We start from the raw sequence: 21,362 nt of genomic DNA, 5'->3' as shown, positions 1-21,362 counted from the left end.
AAGCGGAAGAGGGGGCGGATCTTGTGCTTTGCGCCGGGAACGTCTCTTCCGGGCAGCCGGCGGAAGCAAAGAGGTGGGCGTTTTATGGTGGTATGCCTTGCCTGCCGTTCGGATGCCTGGAAATGGGAGGTCGACCGTACGTCCGACCCGAGGCGCGAGCCCGGGCCGATCAACTTGCAGCGGTATGCGTTCGTACCGGCTTACGCCGGGATCGCCACGCTCTTCGGGCTGCCGCTCTGCCTCAACCCGGACGACCTGCGTGCCGGCCACGTCGATGTAGCAGTTGTCGGTGCGCCGGTGGACATGTCGACCGGGCACCGGGGGGGCTGCCTACGGGCCACGTGCGATCAGGGCCGATGAGCGGATTCCCCGTCCCCCTGAACGACAAGCAGCCCGAGACGCTTTCGCACCTGAGGGCCGCTTTCCCCGACCGACGTCCAGGAGCCTGGACAAGTTCACCGTCCGGTTTGATCACTTGGTGTCCGAGGTGGCCCAGGGCCCGACGGGATTGCGGGCGAATCCACCTGGGGAAATGAGCGGCAGGGCCTCAAGTCCCCTTGGTACGGTGCACCGATGTCAGCGATCAAGAAGTTCCAAGTCACCTTTGACTGCGCAGAACCTGAGCGTCTCGCTCGTTTCTGGTGCGAGGTGTTGGGGTACGTCGTACCGCCGCCGCCAGAGGGGTTTGCCACTTGGGATGACTTCAAGCGTTCGCAGCCACCTGAGCAGCGGGATTCATGGTTCGCCTGCATAGATCCCTCAGGTGTGGGCCCGCGACTGTACTTCCAGCGCGTCCCCGAAGGGAAGACCGTCAAGAACCGGGTGCATCTTGATGTGCGGGTCGGCACCGGACTCGTGGGTAAAGAACGCCTCGCCGTACTTGAAGCCGAATGCGCACGACTGGTCCCGCTCGGCGCAGTACACGTGCAAACGCTGTATGACGGCAATGATTCATGCATCCCGATGCTGGACATCGAGGGCAACGAGTTCTGTATCGACTGAGCACATGGGACGGGAGTCATCCCGTGAGGGCGAGGTTGCGCAGCGGGGCGATGCCGAGCATGGCGGTGTGAACGCCGTCCCCTTTCAGGCGGCAGTCGCGAAGGATCTCCAGCTCGTCCTTACGGAACCGCTGACGGGACTGAAGCGCGAGCGACGGTCCGAGGCGGCCGATGATGCGGTCAGCGGCCGACTTCGACACTCCGAACGGCGGGGCGAGCCGCCGCAGCGTCAAGTTCGTACGCCAGTAGACCGCTACCAGCAGGATCCGGTCCTCCAAGGTCAGGCTCCACGGTCGGCCCTTGCGTACCGGGCTCGTACCTTCGCTCCGTATCGCAGTGACCAGCTTGCCGAACTGCCGCGGGCTCAGCCCGGTGAACGGGGCTATCCATGGCTCCGACGCCATGATCAGACCAGGAACGACAAGATCATGCCACCAAGATCAGCTGTTACGGGACAGCCCTTGGCCTGCTGAAAGCCCGAGGCTTGGCAGACCTCCCGCGACGCTTCAGACGGCCGTGCTGCACGTGGCGCGCAGGCGGCGAAGGGTCACCCGCATGCCGAGGCGATTGCGTGCGGCGCGGCGGGCGGCCGGGGTTCCGGTGAAGACCAGCCCCAGCAGTTCGGCGATCCAGCGACGCCATCCGCGGCGCCGGAGGTCGATCCAGTATTCGGTGACCAGGGTGCCGTGCTCCGTCGGGGTCAAGCGATAGCCCCAGCGCGCGACCGGCAGGCCGAACGTGATGTTGTCGAAGGCGAACTCCCGGCCGGGGTCGGCAATGACGATCCGGCAGGTGGCGAACCAGATCCAGCAGGCTTTCCGGTTGACTCCCACGAAGCGGTCTCCGCGGGGCCACACCCCGATGACCTCGGGGCTCCAGTCCTTCATCCGCCGGATGTCCGCGAGGGCCGCGTAGACGGCTTGCGGAGGGAGGGGGATTTCCAGGGATTCCTCCACGCTCCATACCCGGGCGGTCACTGCGCGGCTTCCGGCGCCGACGCGCCGCGCATCCTGGCCGTGACGACCCCTGCGGCATCGAGAACATGACGGGTGAGGTCCGGCGTATCGGTGAGGCTGGTGATGTGCCCGCAGCCCGGTCGGATGATGAGGCGCCCGTCGCGGCAGGCGTTGAGGAAGAGGCGTTCGTTGCGGCGGAAGTGGTCGCGCTCGCCGTTCACCAGCCAGACCGGCCCTGGATACGCGGAGAGCGATGCCAGCGGATCCATCTCACGGACGGCCTTGACGACGCTCGGTGTGACCTCGCTGCTCAGTCCGCCGGAGACCATGGCGTGCGCCTGTGGGCGGGGCAGGGCGCGGCGGAACGCGAACGCGCTGAGGCGATCGGCCTGTCGGGGGTGTCCGGCCGCGAGCCGCGCCGCTCCCCGGTAGACGGCACCGAACAGCCCGCGTGGGAGCGCCGTACAGCCCATGGCCACCGTGCCGAGGACACGGTCCGGATGGGCGCCGGCGGTGGCAAGAGCGACATAGCCGCCCAGGGACAGCCCCACGAGCAGTGCGCGGCCGCCGAGTTCGTCCACGGCGGCGGTCACCGCCGCCACGGCGCCGGGGATGCTGAACGGCTCACCTCTTCGGCCTCCGTGGCCGGGCAGGTCGGGCGCCGCCATGGGATGACGCTCTCCGATGGTGTGGATCACGGGTCGCCACATCGCACCGCTCACACGCGTGCCGTGCACGAAAACGATGGGCAGACCGGCTTCATTGGACTCCATGCCCGGCACGCTACATGAAATGCAACGCAACGTTGCGTTGTTTTTGATGCTAATCTCGCCCCATGAGTGAGAAGCGGAACGGGGCACGGCAGGGCGGCGGCCCCCGGAAGGCACAGGAAATCTTCGACGCCACACTGGATCTGCTCGCGGAAAAGGGTTACGAGGGGCTGACCATCGAGGGGGTCGCCCAGCGATCCGGCGTCAACAAGACCACGATCTACCGCTGGTGGCCTTCCAAGGGAGCCCTCCTGGGCGCCGCACTCATCGGCGCGCGCCAACTGGAGCTCACGGCCCCCGACACCGGCAGCCTCGAAGGGGACCTGGAGGCCCTGCTGCACACGATAGTGACCCTGCTCACCACGCGACCGGCCTCCGACATCGCCGTCTCCGTACTGGGAGCCGTCACCCACAGCCCGGAACTCGCCGCACACGTGAAGGGCTTCCTCGCCGACCGGATCGCCCGCGAGCAGCCCGTTTTCGACCGGGCCGTCGCACGCGGCGAGATCACGGCGGACACCGACCGCATGCTGCTGGTGGACCTGCTGGCCGGGGCCGCGTGGGTGCGTGTCGCGCTGCGCCAACTTCCCCTTGAGAAGGACTTTGCGGCGCGGGCCGTGAACACCGTTCTCAACGGGGCGCGCGCCGCCGGATAACGTCCGACGACCGGCTCTCCGGAGCTACGGCGGGACCTGATGCTGCCTCCGTTTCGGGCCCTTGTAAAGGGTCTGTTTCACTATCAACTACAACTTTACTAATTCTTGGTGTAGTTGTCACAGATTTCACACCAGTCTCAAACGCAACAGCGACGAATGCCACACGGACTCGTCGCTTCCACAAGGCTGGGCGAGAGGCAACAGCACGATGACGAAAAGCAGAACGATCCGCCACGGAAGCCGGCTGCTGGCGCTGTCCACGGCGTCACTGGGCCTGGTCGCGGCGATGGCCATGCCGGCTGCCGCGGACGACCAACCCACCCGGGACCAGCTCATAGCCGACTGCGCTTCCGGTGAAGGGAAGTGCAGCTTCAACGAGCCGACCCTCGGCGAGGCATATCTCGGGGACTTCCGCCAGGTCTCCAACTCCCTCTACAACTGCAGTACGTCGGACGCCACGCAGTCGATGGGCTGGGCGGACACCGTGGGCTCCACGGACTCCGCAGGCGTCTCCGTCACGGCCGGCGGCAACATCGCCGGTCTTATCGACCTGAGTGTCACGGCAACGTACAGCCACACCTGGTCGAGCTCGCACACCGAGAACAGCTCCCTGAACATGACGGTCAAGCCCGGCGAGGTGGGCTGGATCTCCCGTGCGCAGGTCATGCAGACCGTCTCCGGGACCTGGCAGACGCACTACGACAACCAGAAGTGGGGGCACTACTTCTGGTTCGTGCCGGACACGGTCACCGGCCCCGCGCCCAACGGAACCGACGGCAAGAGCAATGCGGTGACCGTCAAGACGCGCAAGATGACCGCGGCGGAGAAGAGCTCCTGCTCGGCCGACGCGAAGAAGGGCCAGGCGTTCGTGGTCAAGCGCTGAGCTGACCACGACCAAGCCGAACGGCCGCATCGGGGGGCTGCCTCGCGCACTTCGGGCACGGGGCAGACCATTGCGGCCGTCGGCGACCGTGCCTCCCGGCTCCTACGGGCCGGGAGGCACACTCATCTCAGCACCTCCCCCGCGACGCTCCGGCGCTTCTCCCGCCTCCCCCGGCCCGGCCGCGGCGGCGGGCCGACGGCCGAAGGGATGTCCTGCTCGTCCTGACCATCGAAGGCACCCAGCATCTGCAACTGCGCAGCGCCGAGGGCACCCGCAATCCCTGGCACGCCACGTCCTTGGGGTAGGCGCTGGTGGTACGGGCCCACGGCTGGGCGGCGGTCGCCGAGGAGAACGAGATCGGTGTGCGCTCCCTCGCGCTCGCCGTGCCGGGCAGCGAGACCTCCGGCCGCCCGCCCCTGGCCGTATTCCTGGGCGCGGCCGTCGTCCTCACCTCCCAGGACGAACTGCTCAACCATCTGACCGCGCTGCACTCCTGCGCCCAGGACATCGCCGACCGTCTGGTGTGAGCGAAGCGCTCCCGAGAGCACCCCACCGGCACCTCCGGGCACCGACCGCACATAGGCTCCGCCTGTGCACTCCTTACGCCCCCTCGCCGTCGGCGCCTTCGTCCTGGTCATGGCGCTCAGCACGGCGTGCTCCGCCGCCCGTCCCGGACAATCCGCGGACTCCGGGACATCGGCGCCGCCCGGCGGGGCGGCCGCCCCGACCGCGGTACGGCCGCCGGCCGCGAACGCCGTCTTCGACTACCAGCTGGGCGGCGCCTATCCGCCGCCCGCCGGGGTCCGGGCCGTCTCCCGCGACCGCACGGCCAAGCCCGCCCCCGGTCTCTACAACGTCTGCTACGTCAACGCCTTCCAGGCGCAGCCCGACGCCGATATCTGGGAGGACCACCACCCCGAACTCCTGCTGCGGGATGAGCACGGAAAGCCCGTCATCGACGAGGACTGGGACGAGCCCCTGCTCGACATCTCCACCGGCGCCAAACGCCTCGCCCTCATGGACATCGTCGGTCCCTGGATCGACGGCTGCGCCAAGGCCGGTTACGACGCGGTCGAACCCGACAACCTCGACTCCTACGAGCGTTCCGACGGCAGGCTCACCTCCCGGCACGCCGCGGCCTTCGCCCAGCTCCTGACCCGCCGCGCCCACCAACGGCATCTGGCAGTCGCCCAGAAGAACACCACCGACCTGCTGCCGCAGCGCCATCGCATCGGCTTCGACTTCGCCGTCGTCGAGGAGTGCGCCCGCTACAAGGAGTGCACCGACTTCGGCGACGCCTATGCGAACAGGGTCTTCGTCATCGAATACCGGAAGAAGGACTTCACCGCCGCCTGCCGCGCCTGGGGCAAGGCCCTCTCCCTCTCCCTGCGCGATCGCGAGGTCCGCCCTGCCGATGCCGAGGGCCATGTCTCCGAGCACTGCTGACAGCCAGGCCGTTTGGGGAGGATCAGCTGTCGTCGGCCCGGGAGTGTGCCGTTGCTCGATGGCCGTCGGGTGGGGGTGGGCGGGTCGCAGTGGGTCTCGCCGGGTGTCTGTTACGCGGCGCTGTCCGCGCGCTCGTAGACGCTGATATGGCGCCAACTTGCGGCGGTGTACGGCTCGCCGTTCCACCCGCCCCACCGTTCGCGCAGCCGGAGGCCGGCGATGCGGGCCATGAGGTCGAACTCGGGCGGGTGGGCCAGGCGCAGCCTGATGGGAGAGAGCCTGATGCCCCCGCTGCTGATGCGGATGTGGTTCAGGTCGAGGACCTGGGTCAGTGGGTCGTACCGGCCGGCATCCAGGTCGACCTGATCGAGGCGGACCTGCTCGGTGTCGAGGTACTGATGACCGGGGCGTGCGGGCGCGGTCGGGACGCGGCATTCGACGACGAACACACCGTCGTCGGTGAGATGGCAGGCCGCGTTCTGGAAGCATCGGACCTGGTCTTCCTGGGTGAGCAGGTTACCGATCGTGTTGAAGACCAGGTAGGCCAGTCCGTAGGTGCGGCCGGTGGTGACGCGGGACATGTCGCCCATGGTCACGTCGACTTGATCGCCACCTGGTTTCTCGCGCATCCGGTCGACCATGTCCGGCGACAGCTCGATCCCGTCCACCCGTACCCCCGCCTGCATCAGCGGGAGCGCGATGCGGCCGGTGCCCACGGCGAGTTCCAGGGCGTCTCGCTGCCCGGCAAGCTTGGCCAGGAACGCGACCGTCTCGGCCTCATCACCGCGTGGCTCCTCGTCGTACCGCTGCGACACCTCATATCCGAAGCTCGTCCTGGGATCGAATCCCTCCACGGAACGCTCCTCTCATGATCAGCCGAATCGCTCGGCCGAGCCTGACGAAAGCTCGCGTGCGGGCCGGACCCTACCGCCGAAGTGGCGTGCACCTCCACGCATTTGGTGAGCCGTCCGATGCGGCAACAACGGCTCGGTCCGCACGCACTGCGCGTCAGCCAGGGTCCCTCGGCCCGTCAGGGCCCGGATCGGTCGTGCCGCCATGGACCGGGTCCTCCCGGTCGGCACGGCCCTGGCCTGGCGGGTCATCGCGGCCCGGCTCGGTCCGGTGCAGGTCGGCGTCGGAGAGTGGTTCGAGTTCGCCGTGGGTGTCCAGCCAGTACAGGAAGGCCACGGCCGGGCAGACGACCACGGCGGCCACGAGGGTGACCAGGCCGACCCAGCGCAGGCTGCTGGGAGGGCCGGCGCCCTCGGCCACGGTCAGGGAGGTGGGGATGAGGTAGGGGCGTTGGGCGGCCCCCCAGGCGAGGACCGCCGCGGCGACGACGCCGACGGCGGTCAGCCGCGACCAGGCTCCCGACCGGCGCAGCAGGAGCAACCCCGTGGCGAGGGAGCAGACTCCGGCCAGGACGACGAGGCCGAAGCCGACGCCGTGGGTGAGGCCGTGCCATACGTGGGGGGCATCGTTCCGGGTGACGGTCAGCATGACCCCCGCCAGTACGGCGAGCGCGACGAGACTGCCCAGTGCCCGCCGCCGGAAGTAGCCGACCAGGTCGGGTGCGTCGAAGCGAGCGGCGTCGGCGGCCAGGAACACGGCGCCGAGGAAGGCGGTCGAGACGATCGCGATCAGCCCGAAGAGGGTGGAAGTCGGGTTGGCCCAGGCATGAGCCGACGCCTCCGTGCCCGGTACCGCCCGTCCCGAGGCGATTCCGCCGACGGCCGCGCCGAGGAAGAACGGGGTGAGCAGTGAGGAGAGGGCGAAGGCGGCGCCGTAGAGGCGTCGCCCCGCGATACGGCGGATGGGCTTGCGCAGTGCGAAGCCGGCGCCGCGCAGGACCAGGCCGATGGCGGCCAGGGCCAGCGGCACCCACATCGCGGAGAACACGGTCTGGAAGAGGATCGGGAACCCGGTCCACATGATGACGAAGATGAAGACCAGCCAGACGTTGTTGACCTCCCATACGGGGGCCATGGCATGGTCGATCAGCCATCTGGGGCGCTTGCCGCGTTCCGCGCCCCCGGCGGTCAGGTCCCAGAATCCGGCTCCGTAGTCGGTGCCGCCGGCACAGGCGTAGGCGGCCACGGCGAGCAGCAGCGCCACGGCGATCACAGCGGCGATCATGGCCGGCCGTCCTCGGTCGGTGCCGCTCCCGTCTCGCCCGGCGGCCGAGGGTCGCCGGCCGGCACCGGCGAGCGCGGCCCGTAGGGTGTGCCGGTCTCCGGTCCCTCGTGCCGCTCCCCCGCCGCCGGTCGCGCGTCGGCGAGCCGCCAGCCGGTGCGCATCTTGAGCAGCACGGCGAGCATCGAGCCGAAGATGAACACATACACCACGATCACCAGGCCGAGCATGATCCACAGACTGGTGGACCGGGTCGCCGTCACCGCCTCGGCGATCCGCATGTGCCGGTAGACGATCCAGGGCTGGCGTCCCACCTCGGCGGTGACCCACCCGCATTCGACGGCGACGACGGAGGCGACACCCGCGCATGCCGCGCCGCGGAAGAACCACGGTGAACGGGGCAGCCGACGGCGCCGCAGCCGGCACCAGCCGTACCAGAGTGCGAGGAGGAGGAGCAGTGAGCCGAGCACGACCATGAGGTCGAAGGCCCAGTGCGCGATGGTGGCCTGGGCGGCCGTCGGACGGTCGCTCGCCGGGACGGAGGTCAGCCCGGTCACCCTGGTATCGGCGGTGAACCCGGCCAGATAGGAGTCGAGTTGGGGAATCTTGATGCCGCCGGAGATGCTGCCGTCGGGGTGCAGACGGCCGAAAATGTACTCCGGTACGCGGGTGTCGCTCCGCCAGACCATCTCCGTCGCGGCGAACTTCACCGGTTGCTTGTGAAAGACCGACCGGGCGATGGAGTCACCGAGCAGCATCTGCACCGGGGTGAACACCGCGGCGAGGGTGAAGGGAACGGTGAAGCCGAGCCGGTGGTAGCGGTCGCGGCGGCCGCGCAGCCAGCCGACGGCGTAGACGCCGGCAACGGCGTATCCCGCAGTGACCAGCATCGCCACGACGAAGTGCCAGTACTGGGGGCCGAACATCGGGGTGAAGATGGCCGACCAGATGTCGACGTCCACGGGCTTGCCCTCGGCATCGAGCGTGAATCCTTGGGGCGTGTTCATCCACGAGTTGGCCGCCAGAATCCCGAACGCACCGAGCAGGGCGGCGGCCGGAAGCGGCAGGCCGAGCAGGAAGTGGGTGCCGGGCTTCAGCCTCCGCCAGCCGTAGAGATAAATGGCGATGAGCACCGCTTCGAGGAAGAAGGCCCATGCCTCGACCCCGAATCCGATCCCGAAGACGCCGCCCCATGTGCCCATCAGTCCCGGCCAGAGCAGGCCGAACTCGAAGGACAGCACGGTGCCGGTGACGACGCCGACCGCGAACTGCACCGCCATGACCGCAGACCAGCGTCGGGCGAGGAGCAGCGCCACGGGGTCGTGGTGACGGAGGCCGCGGTAGTGCATCACCAGGGTGATCAGCGGCAGCGCCACGCCGAACGGCACCAGGATGATGTGGGACGCCAAGGTGAAAGTCATCAGCTGCCTGGCCGGGAGCAGTTGGGCCGGGGCGTCCGCCAGCAGGGTGACCGTGGTGTGCATGCCTACGTGCCTTTGCTGCTAGGGACGTTCAGGAGAGGGCCGCCTCGGTGGCGCCGACGGGCGGGCCACGCCGTCGGCCCGGCCCGCCGGGCCGGGCCTCCCGTACCTGCGCCGGCTGCCCCTCTCGTGCTGCGCCGGCGGTGGGGTTCACGATGGCCTGCCTCCTCGGTGCTCGGCCCCGTCCTGCGGACAGCGCCGGGCCCGGTGCTGCGGGACAGCGCCGGTTCGCGCCCGGCTCGTCACGGAACCACCGGCGGGCGCGGGCAGCACGCACCACGGCTCCGCATTGAGCCGTTGGGCCGATGAGCTTCGCCCGGTCGGCCCAGTCGGGCCCAACCCACGAGTGGACGGTGCCTCAGGAGGGGCCCGGTGCGACGCAGGAGAGATGTCAGCACTGGCGTCAAGAAAATAGGCAGGGGCAGGGGGTCCGGCAGTCCCGAACTGCCGAACCCCCTGCCCCAGGAGAGCAGGACTCATCGCCGCCCTACTCGGCCCGTCGCCCTGCTCGGTCCGTCGCCCTCCTCGGTCCCTCGTTGCCCTCCTCAGTCCGTCGCCGTGCTAGGCCGTCTCATGACTGGCGTTGCCGTTGATCTTCTCTATCGCCTGACGGGCCTGCTCCTGAGGAGAACGGGACGGCAGGGGTGACACCGTGGTGGACGCCATGGCGGGCTGCTGCACCCGCTCCTGTGTCACCGTTTTGGCGTGGGTGGCCGGCGGGCGGATGCGCAGCCGCTGGCTGGCGGCCTCATCAAGGGTCACGGGGCGCTTCCAACGAGCAGCCAGTCTGGCGGCGTCCTGACCGAGCGCGGCAACGTCCTCCCACTGCAAACGAACCACCAGAGAAACTTCGGCGTCTCCGTCCGGCAGGGCCTGGAGCTGCGGGATACCAGGGTCAGTCATGGTGCCCTCCTCACATCGTGGACCGGTGCCCCACGGGGCACGGATATGGAGAGATACGGAGCGGCGCCCGCGACCGTTCACATCCCGCCATCGGCAAAGATTTTTTGTGGCTTCCGCCCTCTGCCGGTGGGGGACAGCTCCCTTCCGCGCCACACACGCCTCACCCCCGCAGCCGGCGTCGACCGTCAGGATGGCGAGCAACTCCCCCGTGCGGGGCCGCTCTTCATCCGGAGGGCCGCAGAGGCGGGACGGCGGGCACATCCGAGGCGCGGTCGATGGCGTCGAGAGTCAGCCGGAAGCTCTCCGGGTAGGCGTCGCGCCGGGTGCGGCGGTCGGGCTCGCTGGTGCGCCAGCAGTAGAGGCACCGTGCGCACTGCAACACGTGCCAGGCGCCCGGGACGGGTGAGGTGAAGAGCTGCTCGATGGTGGTGTGTGCACAGCGCGGGCAGCAGGTGGTGGCATCGGTCATGGTGTGCCGGGGTTCCCTTCGTGAAGTGGGGGAAAGGTGGTGTATCGCACCCGCGGGTCGGGAAGCCGGACAACGCAGTCGGCTACGCCACGGTGTGGAAGAGCGCCGCCGCCTCGCCCCGCGACTCGACGCCCAGCTTGGTGAGGATCTTTGCGACATGGAACTTCACCGTCGACTCGCTGATGTGCAGCTCCTGCGCGATCGCCCGGTTGCGGTGCCCCAGCGCCAGCCGGGCCAGCACCTGTAGCTCCCGCTCGCCCAGCGCAATGAGGGGGTCCGGGGCCGGGTCCTGGGAGACCCGCAGCGGGATGGTCGCCGACACGGTGGTCCCCCACCCTGGTACGGCGTCGACATCCAGCCGCCCGTTCAGCACGTCAAGCCGCTCGATGACCCCGCCATGCGCCAATACGCCGTGGGTGAGCGTGCCGGGCCCGTCGTCCCGTACCGTCGCGCGCAGTTCGTCGTCGGTGATCTGCCAGCCGACGTGGACGCGGCCCACCGTCTCCTGTTCCAGCACCTTCAGCAGCAGCGTACGGACGATGGCCCGCGCGGTGTGCGCCACGTCGGCGGCCACGGTCCGCGTGGAGTCCGGAGCGCCCAACTCCAGCCGTACGGGGCTGTACCGCACGAGCGGCCGCAGCACGTCGGCGAGCCGGGCGAAGGCCTGGGCGGCCGGTTCCTCGGCGATCTCCTGGTCCCGTTCCGCCTCCGCACGCAGCTCCACCAGGGCCGTGACCGCCAGGTCCGTGGCGGTGGCGCGGGCCGCCGCATCGTCGAGGGTGCGGCTGCGCAGGACGGCCAGCAGGCCGGTGAGCCCGGCCGAGTAGGACTCGCCCAGCTCCGCGATCACCTGAGCCCGGGTCCCGGCAGCAGTCCGCGAGCGGGCCAGCGCCCCGGGCACGGCCTCCGCCGCCAACCGGTCGAAGTGGCTGGTGACCACGTCCCACAGCGCCTGCACGAGGGCGGCGGCGCGGTCGTCGACGGGGGTGGCGTCCGCGTCCCGTACCAGCAGCAGGACCGCGCCCCGGAGGGTGGCATGGCTCGTCGCGGCGAGGACACACCGCTCGGCGCCGGCGAGCGCGAGGGTGCCCTGCCACGGGCGGCCCGGAGTGCCCGAGGCGAGCAGCGGCGCCAGGTCGGCGGTGAACAGCCGGCCGGTGAGCTCCGCGTCGCCGTACGTCTTGAACGGTGAGTGCGCGCAGTGCGTAGACAGTTCCGCGGCTGCCCGGTGCGGCACCACCTCGGCCAGGACGACGGAGAGCCGGGGCAGGATCTCGCCCAGTGGCTGGCGGATCACCTCGTATGCGGCGGTCAGGGCGGGCACGGAACCGGTCAACTCCATGTGCGTCAGCGTAACCAGGGGCACCGGGGCAGGCGCTGGCCTTTCGACCAGGTCGGACTGTCCCGACGATCGGCGCCGTCTCCCTTCCCGGGGACGAGGCTGAAGTCATCGATCCAGTGCCTCCGGCACGACAGCCCGGGGATTGCGTACATCCCGACATTCCATGCAGCGAACGGGGAGACCCACATGCGAGCGATCATCTACAACGAATTCGGCGGCGCGGAGGTGCTCGCCCTCGGGCACACCGACAAGCCGGTGCCAGGACCGGGGGAAGTGCGGGTGAAGGTGGTGACGGTCGGCGTCAATCCACTGGACTACAAGCGGCGTTACGGGTGGGTGGAGCAGTTCTACCCGACGACGTTTCCTGCCGTGCCGGGGCTGGAATTCGCCGGGGTGGTGGACGCGATCGGTGACGCAGCGGACCGCGGCTCCGGCGGAGGGCCGGCGGACGCCCTCGCCGTCGGCGACGAGGTCTTCGGCTTGACGAGCACCGGTGCCTACGCGGAGTACGCCCTCGCGGGGGACATCGTACGCAAGCCCGCGGCGCTCTCCTTCGAAGCCGCGGCGACCCTCCCGGTGGCCGGTGAGACGGCGCAGCGCGTGCTCGACCTGCTGGGTCTGAGGGAGGGCGAGACCCTGCTGTTGCACGGTGCGGCGGGCGCCGTCGGCCAGGTCGCGGTACAGCTCGCGGTGGCGCTGGGCGCCTCGGTGGTCGGCACGGCGTCCCCGGCCAACCACGACTTCCTGCGCTCGCTGGGCGCGGTCCCGGTGGCGTACGGAGCGGGCCTTACCGACCGGGTCAGGGCGGCTGCGCCGCAGGGCGTCGACGCGGTCTTCGACGCGGCCGGCCAGGACGCGCTGCCGGTCTCGATCGCACTGCTCGGCGGAGAGACCGACCGGATCGTCACCATCGCCGATATGCACGCCGCGGATCATGGCGTGGTCTTCTCGGCGGGCGGTACACCCCCGGAGAAGGTCCGGGCAGTCCTTGCCGCGCACGCCCGCCTCGCCGTCGAGGGGAGGCTCGCCGTACCGGTCGTCGAGACCTTCGCTCTCGCGGACGCCGCCAAGGCCCAGGAACTGAGCGAAGCGGGGCATGTACGGGGGAAGTTGGTCATCAAGATCTGAAGTTGGTCATCGCGATCTGAGGACTGCGCCGGCCGGTGTGTCACGACGTCCGCCTGGACCGCCGCAACCGGCCACCGCCTGCACCCCCCGGTGCGCCGCAGGAAGCCTGCCTGTGGCGCACCGGGGGGTGCGGGTGGCTGCCGGGGTGGTGGCGGGGCCGCCCCTCTGGTGGCCGCGGGCCCGGGGGCGGGGGCAGGGTACGCCGTGGCCTCAACTCATCTGTCTTCTACGCCACTCGGGCCCCATCCGTTGCCTCAAGCCCCCGCAGCCTCTACGTTGAGCGCGCCTGAATTCGGATCAACCCGCCGCTCGTGCGGCGGGCTTCGGGAGGACCCCCCATGCGCAGACGCACCTCCGGACACACCTCGAAAGACACCTCCAGACGCACTTCCATACGCACCGCCGTGTCGGCCGGCCTTGTCGTGGTGACACTGGCGGCAACGGCCGCCGCGGCCACCGCCCAAGGCACCGCCTCGGCCCCGTCCCCGCACGGACAACGCACCCAGCAGGTCGAGTACTTCACCGGATCGACCGCTCACCCCCGGCACACCACCGTCCCGGCCTCGAAGCCGGTCTCCCCCTCCGACAGGGCCGCGATCGCCGCCGACGTCGACGTCACCTCGATCGTGCAGAACGGCCCCGTCGGCAGCAAGCTCGATGTGGTCTTCGTCGGTGACGGCTACACCGCGGCCCAGCAGGAGGACTTCCACGCCGACGTCCGCGCCAAGTGGGCCAAGATCTCCGCCGTCGAGCCCTACGCCTCGTACGCCGGCCTGTTCAACGTCTGGGCCGTCGACGCCGTCTCCAACGAGTCCGGTGTCTCCGGGGATCCGACGCAGGACGTCGTCCGCGACACCGCCCTCGACTCCGCCTTCTTCTGCGAGGGCACCGAGCGGCTGCTGTGCGTCGACACCGGCAAGGTCGAGTCCTACGCCTCCAAGGCCCCGGCCGCCGACCTCGTCGTGATGCTCGGCAACTCCACCAAGTACGGCGGTGCCGGCTACAACGACATCTCCTCGCAGGCCGGTTACGACGGGATCGCCACCGCCTCCTCCGACAACGACCGCTCCGACCAGATCGCGGTGCACGAGACCGGTCACTCGCTCGGCAAGCTCGCCGACGAGTACGACTACGGCCAGTCCGGCACCTACACCGGCCCCGAACCCACCGAGGCCAACATCACCACCCTCTCCGCCGACCAGATGACCGCTCAGCGGCAGAAGTGGTACCGCTGGATCGGCCAGGAGTCGCCGGACGGCGGCGCGGTCGGCGCGTTCGAAGGCGGCGGCTACTACCAGTACGGGCTCAACCGGCCCACCGAGAACTCGATCATGCGGACGCTCGGCCGGGAGTTCAACCTCCCCGGCCGCGAAGCGATGATCGCGGGCTTCTACCGCTATGCGACCGTGCTGAACAGCCCGGTGGCCACCGACCGCGCAGTGGCCCGCAAGGCTCGTCTCCGTGTCACCGTGCCCGCCTCCGCGCAGGTGAAGTGGTATGTCGACGGCCGGGAGCGCAAGGCCGCACGCGGCAGATCCACGGTCGTGGTGCGGGCCCTAGGGGTCCCTGCCGACGGCCGCAGCCATACGGTCACGGCCAAGGCCACCGACCGTACGGCCGCGGTCCGTGACCCGGCACTGCACAAGCTGCTGTCCGGCTCGCTGAGCTGGCGGGTCTCCCCCTAGCCAGCCCTCGCACACCACCCCCGGTCCCGGGCGTGCCGCAGCAACGCGGCCGCCCGGCACCGGGGGTTCGGCCTCTCACGGGCGTCCGCCCATCCTTCGCGGGCGACGTACCGTCCTGGCCATCTCGCTGCTGCCGTGATCTCCCGCCCGGCCGTCCGGCTGTCCTGCCGCCCGGCCGTCCTGCAGCCCTGCTGCCTGGCTGTGGAGGGACCGAAATCGCACGCCGTCCGGTGCAGCCGTCGGTGTCGTCCCCGGCGGGGCGAAGATCAGCGCGGTGCGGCGAGGTCCTGGGTCCACCAGGGCCCGCCCGTGCCCTCGACGACACCGATGCCGACCGCGGTGAACTTGCAGTCGAGCATGTTGTCGCGGTGCATGGCGTCGCCCATCCAGTCGTTGACCGCCGCGGCGGCGGTGCGCGGACCCCGGTCGAGATTCTCGCCCCAGCTGATCCAGCGAAATCCGGCGGCGGTGATCCGGTCGTCGGGGCCGGTACCGTCCGGAGCGTCGTGCTCGTAGTACTGACGAGCCGCCATGTCGGCGGAGTGGCGCCGCGCCGCGGTGTGCAGTCTCCGGTCGATCCGCAGCGGTCCGCAGCCGGCCCGTGCCCGCCGCTGGTTGATGAGTTCGGTGGCCTGTTCTTCGAGGCTGGGCGGGGTGGCCGACGGGGTGGGGGTCGGCGTGGCGGACGGTGTGGGGGACGCGGTCGCGGTGCGCGACGGGGTCGGTGTGTGCGTGGGGCGGGGCGTCGGCGGGGGCGCGGCCACGGTGGGTGCCGCCTTCGGCTCGTCCTTCCGTTCCTCCGGAGGTGGAGCGGACGACCACCACAAGGCGGCTGTGACGGCCACCGCGAGCGTGGCGGTACCCGTGACGGCGGTGCCCTTCTTCAGCCGGCGGGGCCTGGGGAGCCGCGTCGGCAGCGAGGGTGCGCCGGGCGCTCCGGACGCGTGGTGTGCGGGAGCCGCGGCCGCCGTAGTAGTCGCGGCGGTGGGGGCCAGGGCTGCGGGCGGGGCGAGGTGCGTGGGCAGCGGCAGGAGGGCGAGGCCGGCCAGGAGTCCTTCGGCGGGCAGCAGGTCCTTCCAGTGCCCGGAGCAGGCCGAGCACTGGCGTGCATGACGGGATATTCGTTTGCGCCAGAGGGCGCAGGGTTCGTTGTCCCAGGTGGCCGTCAATTCGGCCAGATCCGGGCATGGCGGACTCGCCGCGAGCGCGCGGACCACCACGCGCCCTGCCTCGAGTTGCTCTTTCATGCGCTGCACCCGGACGGCCGCGTGACGGGAGTCGATCCCGACGGCGTCGACCAGCTCCGGTCTGGTGATCTCGCCCGCGGCCTCCAGCCACCACAGGGACAGCAGCGACCGGTCGCCCTCGTCCAGCCACCGGGTGGCCGCGGCCACTTCGCGGCGCTGGCCGGACAGTCCCAGCTTCAGGATGGTCAGGTCCACGAAATCGGCGGAACGGTCGGGCCGTTCCGGTTCCTGTTCCAGGCCGACGACGGGTGCCTTGCGCTCGGTGGTCCACCGGCGGCGTACCTGGTTCATGGCGATCGCCACCAGCCAGGAGCGGAAGGACGCCGGCTCCCGTAGGTCCGCCAGCGATTCCAGGACGCGCAGCATGGTCTCCTGCACCACGTCGTCGACATCCGCGTGGCCGTCCAGTGCACGTCCCACGACGTTGTAGATCAGCGGGAGGTAGGAGGCGATCAGCTCCTCCCGGGCATGTTCGTCCCCGGCCTTGGCAGCCTCGACGGCTGCCGTCCCGTTTTCCTGCTTCACGCCCATTCATCCCTGTTCAGTCGTGCGTACTCGTAACCCCCGCGCTCAGGTGACTCCGTGGGCACGTCGCGATAACAGAAAAACCTACGCGGATCCGGAAGGCGCCCGCGCCCCGGCCCACGCGCATGGCTCAGCCCGGGGCCGACGGCCCGGCCACGCGCCGCGGCAGCGGTCCGTGGAGCGCCACCGGAGGTCCCCCAGGGACCGCCCATGAGGACGCACCAAAAAAATCTTGCGAGCTTTTCGTTATCGGGGCCCGCCCCCGGGATCTCCCATGTGTCGGACCACCCGGACCACACACCACGCGGCACCGCAGGCCCGACGGATCCCCAGCCCCCACAGGAAACGGAACCATGAACAACGACCACCTTCACACGGATCTGCACGACGAGGCCCCGACGGGGAGCGGCCGCCGGGCGAACGGGTCCGCCACGCACCGGCCTTCCGGCCTGCCCGGCGCCGGCGGCCGCTCGGGGGGACGGCACGGGCGGAACGGCGGTCTGCACCGCGGTGGCGGTCATCCCCGGCGGAAGGTGACGCTGCTGGCAGTGGCTTCCGTGATCGTCGTGGGCGCTACCGGTGCGGTGCTGATACGGCCCGACTCCGGAGCCGACCAGGCGCTCGCGGCAGAGGGCCGGTCCGCGCCGGTGACGACCGACGCCGCCACCTCCGCGTCCCCTGCGCCGAAGGCCTCGAAGCCGCCCAAGAGCCGCAAGCCCTCGGCCTCCCCGTCCGAAGCCAAGCGCCACGGCAAGCGGCACACCTCAGCCCGGCCGCACGCCAAGACCCCCGACCGCACCACGGACACGGTCAAGAGCACGACACCCCGCACCCCCCGGCGCGAGTCCGGAACCGGAGCCGGTGCACCGGCCGGAACGCGGGCGGCAACGGGCACCGCCGCGGCGTTCGCGCAGAAGGTCGTCGAGCTGGTCAACGCCCAGCGGGCGCAGCACGGCTGCGGCCCCCTCACCGTCGACCCCCATATCCAGGCCGCGGCGCAGGCCCACTCGGACGACATGGCCGCCCGCAACTACTACGAGCACAACACCCCGGAAGGCGTCGACCCCGGAACCCGGATGACCAAAGCCGGTTTCCAGTGGGGCAGTTGGGCCGAGAACATCTTCAAGAGCCCCAAGGATCCGTCCACGGCGGTGAAGGGCTGGATGGACAGCCCGGGCCATCGTGACAACATCCTCAACTGCTCCTACAAATCCACCGGAGTGGGCGTCAATCTCAGCGCCAACGGGCCGTGGTGGACCCAGGACTTCGGCACCCACGCCTGACCGCACCCGGCGATCGGTGCACTGGCTCCTTCGCCGGCCGGGGCGGTGAGCACGCGTCCCCAGCAGCCCCCGGGAGTTCCCAGCAGTTCGGGCCGGTCCGGTCCGGACTGCTGGGCCCCGCGACGCCGAGCAGATCAGCCACCCGAGGGGTCAGCCGCCCGCCGGGGCGAAGGTCCGGCCGAGGAAGCCGTCGAGACTGCGGCGGGCCGCGTCACCGTGCGGACCGGCGAAGATCTCGGCGGCGTGGAGCGTGCCGGGCAGGACCTTGACCTCGGCCTTCGGGAAGCCGTGGGCGACCTCGCGCAGCCGGCCTTCGTCGGAGAGCGGATCGTCGGCGGTCCCCAGGAGCAGCAGTTCGCCGTCGTAGGACGTGCCGTTCCCCGCGGTGTAGCCGCCCAACGAGGCGAGCGGGCTGATGCCGGCGACGCCGGCCGGCCGGGCGGTGCGGTCCGTCAGCATGCCGAGCATGAGCGTGCCGCCCATACAGCCGCCCACCCACGCCACGCTCTTGGTGCCGCGCGAGCGCAGCAAACGGGTCGCGTCGGACACGGTCCGGCGGCGGTCCGCTCCCCAGTCGAAGGTGACGACGTGGTAGCCGTCGGCGGCGAGCCGCTTGGCCTCGGCCGCCCATTCGCAGGCGTCACCCCAGGAGATGGGGGCGAAGACGACCCCGTGTGGTCCGGTGCCCGCGGCGACCAGGCGGCCGCCGCCCGAGGTGCCGGGCAGACGGTATGCGGTGGCGCCCCGGACGCCGCGGAAGCATGACGGCAGCCGGTCCGGTGCGGCGCTGAACTCTCGCATTCCGACGGTTCCTTCCTCGGCGGAGCGGCGGTTTTCCGCCATTGCGCTCCCTTGTGGGGCCTTTTCCGCGGTGTGGCCGGCACAGGCAGTGGCGCCGGTCAGAGCCAGAGCCAGGACCGCTGTCATGGCCAGAGCACGCCTCGACTCACGCTTGAACATGGGAGAAGCATAGAGAGAAAGCATTGGAAAAAGCTATATTGAAAGATAGATGGAAAGCTTTTCACAGTGTCTGCATCTGGCAATCACACAGTCTCCCCAGGTCAGAACGTGCCTGTCCGGACGGTGGGATATGTTTGGACTGAGCACTTAGGTAGAGGGAAGGCGGTTCTCAGTGGAGCCTGACCACGTAGACGAGATCATCTCGGCATGGGGACATGAACTGCCCGAAATCGCCGGTCTCCCGCTGGAACTCGCCAAACGGACCGCCCTGTTGGTTTCGGCCTTCGACATCGCCGCCGGAGCCGAGCTGGAGAAACTGGGGCTCACCCAGGCCGAGTACGGAGTGCTCGCCACCCTGCGGCGGATCGGCGCCCCCTACCGCCTCAAGCCGACCGATCTCACCCACGCTCTCCTGCTGTCCTCCGGCGGCACCAGCAATGTGATCAAGCGCCTGGTGGCCGCCGGTTATGTCACCCGCGCGGCGGCCGAGGACGATGCGCGCAGCAGCTGGGTGCAGCTCACGCCGAGCGGGGTGGAGACCGCCGAGGCGGCGGTGCGCGCCACCACCGCCGTGCACGCCCGGCTCGTCGACCGCATTCCGGCCCCCACCGCGAAGGCGCTCAGCGAGCAGCTGCGGATCGCCCTCGCCGCCATCGAGGAAGGCGTGCTGATCCGCCGCTGACCGGCGACGTCAGCGGGCGGCCAGCCGGTCGCGCACGCCCTGGGCCCGTGCCAGCAGCCGCGGCAGCCCGGCGTACTGCAACCGTCCCTGCCGCTTGACCACCCGCCCGGCGACCATCACGGTGTCGACATCGGCGCGGTCCATCGAGCACACGACGGCCGCGGTGGCGTCATGCACCGGCGCCACGCCGGGGCGGTCGGTCCGCAGCACGAGCAGATCGGCCTGCTTACCCGGGGTGAGGGAGCCGATGGTGTCCGCCATCCCGAGTGCCGCGGCGCCGCCGAGCGTCGCGAACCCCAGGACCTCCCGCGCCGTGAGCAAGGGCGCTTCCGGGCCCGCATGGCCCTGAAGCGCGGCGAAGCGCCCGATCTGGAAGGCGGCCCGCATCTGCGTGAACATATCGCTCGGCGCGGCGACTTCGACGTCCACGCTGAGGCTGGGCAGCAGTCCGGCTGCCGCCGCCGCGGCGAACGGCGGCAGCCCGTGGCCCATCGTCATTTCGATGGCGGGCGCGACCGACAGCGCGCCACCGCTGTCGTGGATCATCCGCAGCTCACCGTCCTCCATCCCGGTGCCGTGGATGAAGACCGTGCCGGGACGCAGTACGCCGAGGCGGTGCAGCCGGGAGACCGGTCTGCCGCCCCGGACGTGCAGGGCGGTCGGCAGGTCCAGTTCCCGTGCCAGGGCCCAGCCGCGCCGGATGGTCTGCGCACTGCCGGCCTCGGCATTGAGTGCCATGGTCACCAGGCTGTCCTTGGTGTGCAGCCGGCGGGTACGGACCCGGCGGGCATCCTGTTCCGTGCCGTGTCCGTAGGCGAAGACGCTGCGCAGTCCGGAGTCGGTGAGCGCATCGAGCAGGGCGTCGGTGTACTCCTCGGTCGGCTTGGCGACGTTGGAGATGTCCTGCACGGTGGTCACCCCCGCGTCCAGCGCCCCCAGCGCGCTCAGCAGGTTCCCGACGTGGAGATCGTCGGCGGTGAGCCGGGGCGCCAGGGCGTGCAGCACGGTCGCGAAATACTCGTCCAGGGTCTGGTCCGCGCCACTGCCGCGCAGTACGGCCTGCCACATGTGCCGGTGGGTGTCGACGAAGCCGGGCAGCACGAGGCACCCGCGGGCGTCGATCCGCTCGCCCACCTCCGTGGCATCGATGTCCGGGCGTACTGCGGTGATCCGGCCGTCCTCCACCAGGATGTCGGCGGACGGCAGTTCACCGATGGCCGGGTCCATGCTGAGGACGCGGCCACCGGTGAGGAGCGTACGGGCGGAGGTCATGCAGTGCCCCACCCCTGGGGCGGTTGCAGGCGGCCCATCTGGAGGTTCCAGTACTCGGTGTTGCGCCGGCAGCGGCCGTCGGGTGCGAAGAGCAGGATGTTGCTCTCCAGGAAGGTGACCCAGTGGTCGCCGTCGGGGTTGATGCCGGGGGCCCGCAGGGTGACCCAGAGTTCGACGGCCGCACGGTTGCCGGTGACGACCGGGGTGCCGTGACGGCCCGTCATGTCGCTTTGGCCGGCGGTGATGTCGCGCCAGTAGCGTCCGATGGCGTCGCGCCCGCGGAAGGTCTGTGCGGGAACGCCGGGCACTGCCTCGTACACGGCGTCGGGGGTGAACAGCCGGACCGCGGCGGTGTCGTTCTTGGTCCGCCAGGCCTCAAGATAGGCGTCGGTCCAGCTCGATACCTGGGCGGCGGTGAGCTTGCCGGACCGTTCGGCGGCGTGTGCGGCCGGGGTCACTGCCGCCAGGGGCAGCGCGGCGAAGCCGGCCCGGAGCAGGGTACGGCGGTGGGTACGGGGATTCACAGGTGTTCACAGCCCT

At 70.3% G+C, this 21,362-nt stretch carries 22 protein-coding genes and 1 pseudogene; 9 read left to right on the top strand and 14 right to left on the bottom strand.

The annotated features are described in order from the left end of the window. The first annotated feature begins 573 nt into the window (after nt 1–573). Nucleotides 574–1,002, top strand: a complete 429-nt coding sequence (locus tag IF67_RS41190) for a VOC family protein (protein ID WP_078889308.1) — start codon at nt 574–576, stop codon at nt 1,000–1,002. A 100-nt stretch (nt 1,003–1,102) separates the two neighbouring features. On the opposite strand, the pseudogene IF67_RS0106965 reads toward IF67_RS41190, so the two are convergent. From IF67_RS0106965 to IF67_RS0106955, 3 genes and pseudogenes are all read right to left on the bottom strand, one after another. Beyond that, nucleotides 1,103–1,405, bottom strand: a pseudogene (locus IF67_RS0106965) (helix-turn-helix domain-containing protein); the annotation flags it as partial. 102 nt (nt 1,406–1,507) lie between these two features. Then, the gene (locus IF67_RS0106960; RefSeq protein ID WP_030983162.1) at nt 1,508–1,978 is read right to left on the bottom strand and encodes an SRPBCC family protein; all 471 of its coding nucleotides are present in this window, start codon (nt 1,976–1,978) and stop codon (nt 1,508–1,510) included. After that, the gene (locus IF67_RS0106955; protein WP_030983161.1) at nt 1,975–2,730 is read right to left on the bottom strand and encodes an alpha/beta fold hydrolase; all 756 of its coding nucleotides are present in this window, start codon (nt 2,728–2,730) and stop codon (nt 1,975–1,977) included. Before IF67_RS0106955 ends, IF67_RS0106960 begins: the two co-directional genes overlap by 4 nt. A 62-nt stretch (nt 2,731–2,792) precedes the next feature. Here IF67_RS0106955 and IF67_RS0106950 point away from each other — a divergent pair, with 62 nt between their 5' ends. From IF67_RS0106950 to IF67_RS0106930, 4 genes are all read left to right on the top strand, one after another. Further along, entirely contained in the window at nt 2,793–3,383 is a 591-nt protein-coding gene (locus IF67_RS0106950) for a TetR/AcrR family transcriptional regulator (protein ID WP_030983159.1), read from the top strand. A gap of 208 nt (nt 3,384–3,591) precedes the next feature. Continuing rightward, a complete protein-coding gene (locus IF67_RS0106945; RefSeq protein WP_030983157.1) occupies nt 3,592–4,266 on the top strand; it encodes a hypothetical protein in 675 nt (224 codons plus the stop codon). Between the two features lie 311 nt (nt 4,267–4,577). Continuing rightward, nucleotides 4,578–4,793: an IclR family transcriptional regulator domain-containing protein gene (locus IF67_RS40220; protein ID WP_051817689.1), complete on the top strand. Its 216-nt coding sequence runs from the start codon at nt 4,578–4,580 to the stop codon at nt 4,791–4,793. Nucleotides 4,794–4,902: 109 nt separating this feature from the next. Next, entirely contained in the window at nt 4,903–5,712 is an 810-nt protein-coding gene (locus IF67_RS0106930) for an endo alpha-1,4 polygalactosaminidase (RefSeq protein WP_078889319.1), read from the top strand. Nucleotides 5,713–5,822: 110 nt separating this feature from the next. On the opposite strand, the gene IF67_RS0106925 is transcribed toward IF67_RS0106930, so the two are convergent. The 7 genes from IF67_RS0106925 to IF67_RS0106900 all read right to left on the bottom strand — a co-directional run bounded on the left by IF67_RS0106925 (nt 5,823) and on the right by IF67_RS0106900 (nt 12,040). Further along, nucleotides 5,823–6,566, bottom strand: coding sequence for a class I SAM-dependent DNA methyltransferase (locus IF67_RS0106925; protein WP_030983154.1), 744 nt, complete (start codon nt 6,564–6,566; stop codon nt 5,823–5,825). Nucleotides 6,567–6,720: 154 nt separating this feature from the next. Then, nucleotides 6,721–7,848, bottom strand: coding sequence for a cytochrome d ubiquinol oxidase subunit II (locus IF67_RS0106920; RefSeq protein ID WP_078889306.1), 1,128 nt, complete (start codon nt 7,846–7,848; stop codon nt 6,721–6,723). After that, entirely contained in the window at nt 7,845–9,329 is a 1,485-nt protein-coding gene (locus IF67_RS0106915; protein WP_030983150.1) for a cytochrome ubiquinol oxidase subunit I, read from the bottom strand. Before IF67_RS0106915 ends, IF67_RS0106920 begins: the two co-directional genes overlap by 4 nt. 28 nt (nt 9,330–9,357) lie before the next feature. Next, entirely contained in the window at nt 9,358–9,480 is a 123-nt protein-coding gene (locus IF67_RS45685; RefSeq protein ID WP_267959178.1) for a hypothetical protein, read from the bottom strand. A 407-nt stretch (nt 9,481–9,887) separates the two neighbouring features. Beyond that, on the bottom strand, nt 9,888–10,229 hold the full coding sequence (locus IF67_RS0106910; RefSeq protein ID WP_030983148.1) for a hypothetical protein: 342 nt from the start codon (nt 10,227–10,229) through the stop codon (nt 9,888–9,890). 223 nt (nt 10,230–10,452) lie between these two features. Next, nucleotides 10,453–10,698, bottom strand: coding sequence for a non-oxidative hydroxyarylic acid decarboxylases subunit D (locus IF67_RS0106905; RefSeq protein WP_030983146.1), 246 nt, complete (start codon nt 10,696–10,698; stop codon nt 10,453–10,455). 82 nt (nt 10,699–10,780) lie between these two features. Beyond that, on the bottom strand, nt 10,781–12,040 hold the full coding sequence (locus tag IF67_RS0106900) for a LuxR C-terminal-related transcriptional regulator (RefSeq protein ID WP_030983144.1): 1,260 nt from the start codon (nt 12,038–12,040) through the stop codon (nt 10,781–10,783). Between the two features lie 186 nt (nt 12,041–12,226). Here IF67_RS0106900 and IF67_RS0106895 point away from each other — a divergent pair, with 186 nt between their 5' ends. Beyond that, nucleotides 12,227–13,168: an NADP-dependent oxidoreductase gene (locus IF67_RS0106895; RefSeq protein ID WP_030983143.1), complete on the top strand. Its 942-nt coding sequence runs from the start codon at nt 12,227–12,229 to the stop codon at nt 13,166–13,168. Nucleotides 13,169–13,506: 338 nt separating this feature from the next. Next, a complete protein-coding gene (locus IF67_RS0106890; protein ID WP_030983141.1) occupies nt 13,507–14,853 on the top strand; it encodes a M64 family metallopeptidase in 1,347 nt (448 codons plus the stop codon). Between the two features lie 266 nt (nt 14,854–15,119). Here IF67_RS0106890 and IF67_RS0106885 read toward each other — a convergent pair whose 3' ends face one another. Continuing rightward, nucleotides 15,120–16,625 (bottom strand): sigma-70 family RNA polymerase sigma factor, encoded by a 1,506-nt coding sequence (locus IF67_RS0106885; RefSeq protein WP_078889318.1) that lies wholly within the window; start codon nt 16,623–16,625, stop codon nt 15,120–15,122. A 353-nt stretch (nt 16,626–16,978) separates the two neighbouring features. On the opposite strand from IF67_RS0106885, the gene IF67_RS44680 reads away from it, so the two are divergent. Next, the gene (locus IF67_RS44680; RefSeq protein ID WP_234340997.1) at nt 16,979–17,908 is read left to right on the top strand and encodes a CAP domain-containing protein; all 930 of its coding nucleotides are present in this window, start codon (nt 16,979–16,981) and stop codon (nt 17,906–17,908) included. A gap of 150 nt (nt 17,909–18,058) precedes the next feature. Here the strand turns inward: IF67_RS44680 and IF67_RS0106875 are convergent, their stop codons facing one another. Then, nucleotides 18,059–18,709 (bottom strand): alpha/beta hydrolase, encoded by a 651-nt coding sequence (locus IF67_RS0106875; protein ID WP_158713052.1) that lies wholly within the window; start codon nt 18,707–18,709, stop codon nt 18,059–18,061. Between the two features lie 331 nt (nt 18,710–19,040). Between IF67_RS0106875 and IF67_RS0106870 the strand changes: the two genes are divergently transcribed. Then, on the top strand, nt 19,041–19,550 hold the full coding sequence (locus tag IF67_RS0106870) for a MarR family winged helix-turn-helix transcriptional regulator (RefSeq protein WP_051817687.1): 510 nt from the start codon (nt 19,041–19,043) through the stop codon (nt 19,548–19,550). Nucleotides 19,551–19,559: 9 nt separating this feature from the next. On the opposite strand, the gene IF67_RS0106865 is transcribed toward IF67_RS0106870, so the two are convergent. Then, nucleotides 19,560–20,822 (bottom strand): amidohydrolase family protein, encoded by a 1,263-nt coding sequence (locus IF67_RS0106865; protein WP_030983136.1) that lies wholly within the window; start codon nt 20,820–20,822, stop codon nt 19,560–19,562. Next, nucleotides 20,819–21,346: a nuclear transport factor 2 family protein gene (locus IF67_RS0106860; protein WP_030983135.1), complete on the bottom strand. Its 528-nt coding sequence runs from the start codon at nt 21,344–21,346 to the stop codon at nt 20,819–20,821. The genes IF67_RS0106865 and IF67_RS0106860 overlap by 4 nt, the downstream gene beginning before the upstream one ends. Nucleotides 21,347–21,362 lie beyond the last annotated feature (16 nt).

The organism is Streptomyces sp. NRRL S-1813 (assembly GCF_000719605.1).
GTDB lineage: Bacteria > Actinomycetota > Actinomycetes > Streptomycetales > Streptomycetaceae > Streptomyces > Streptomyces decoyicus.
The sequence above is the reverse complement of the archived record's forward strand: the minus strand, read 5'-3'. Positions and strand labels throughout refer to the sequence as shown.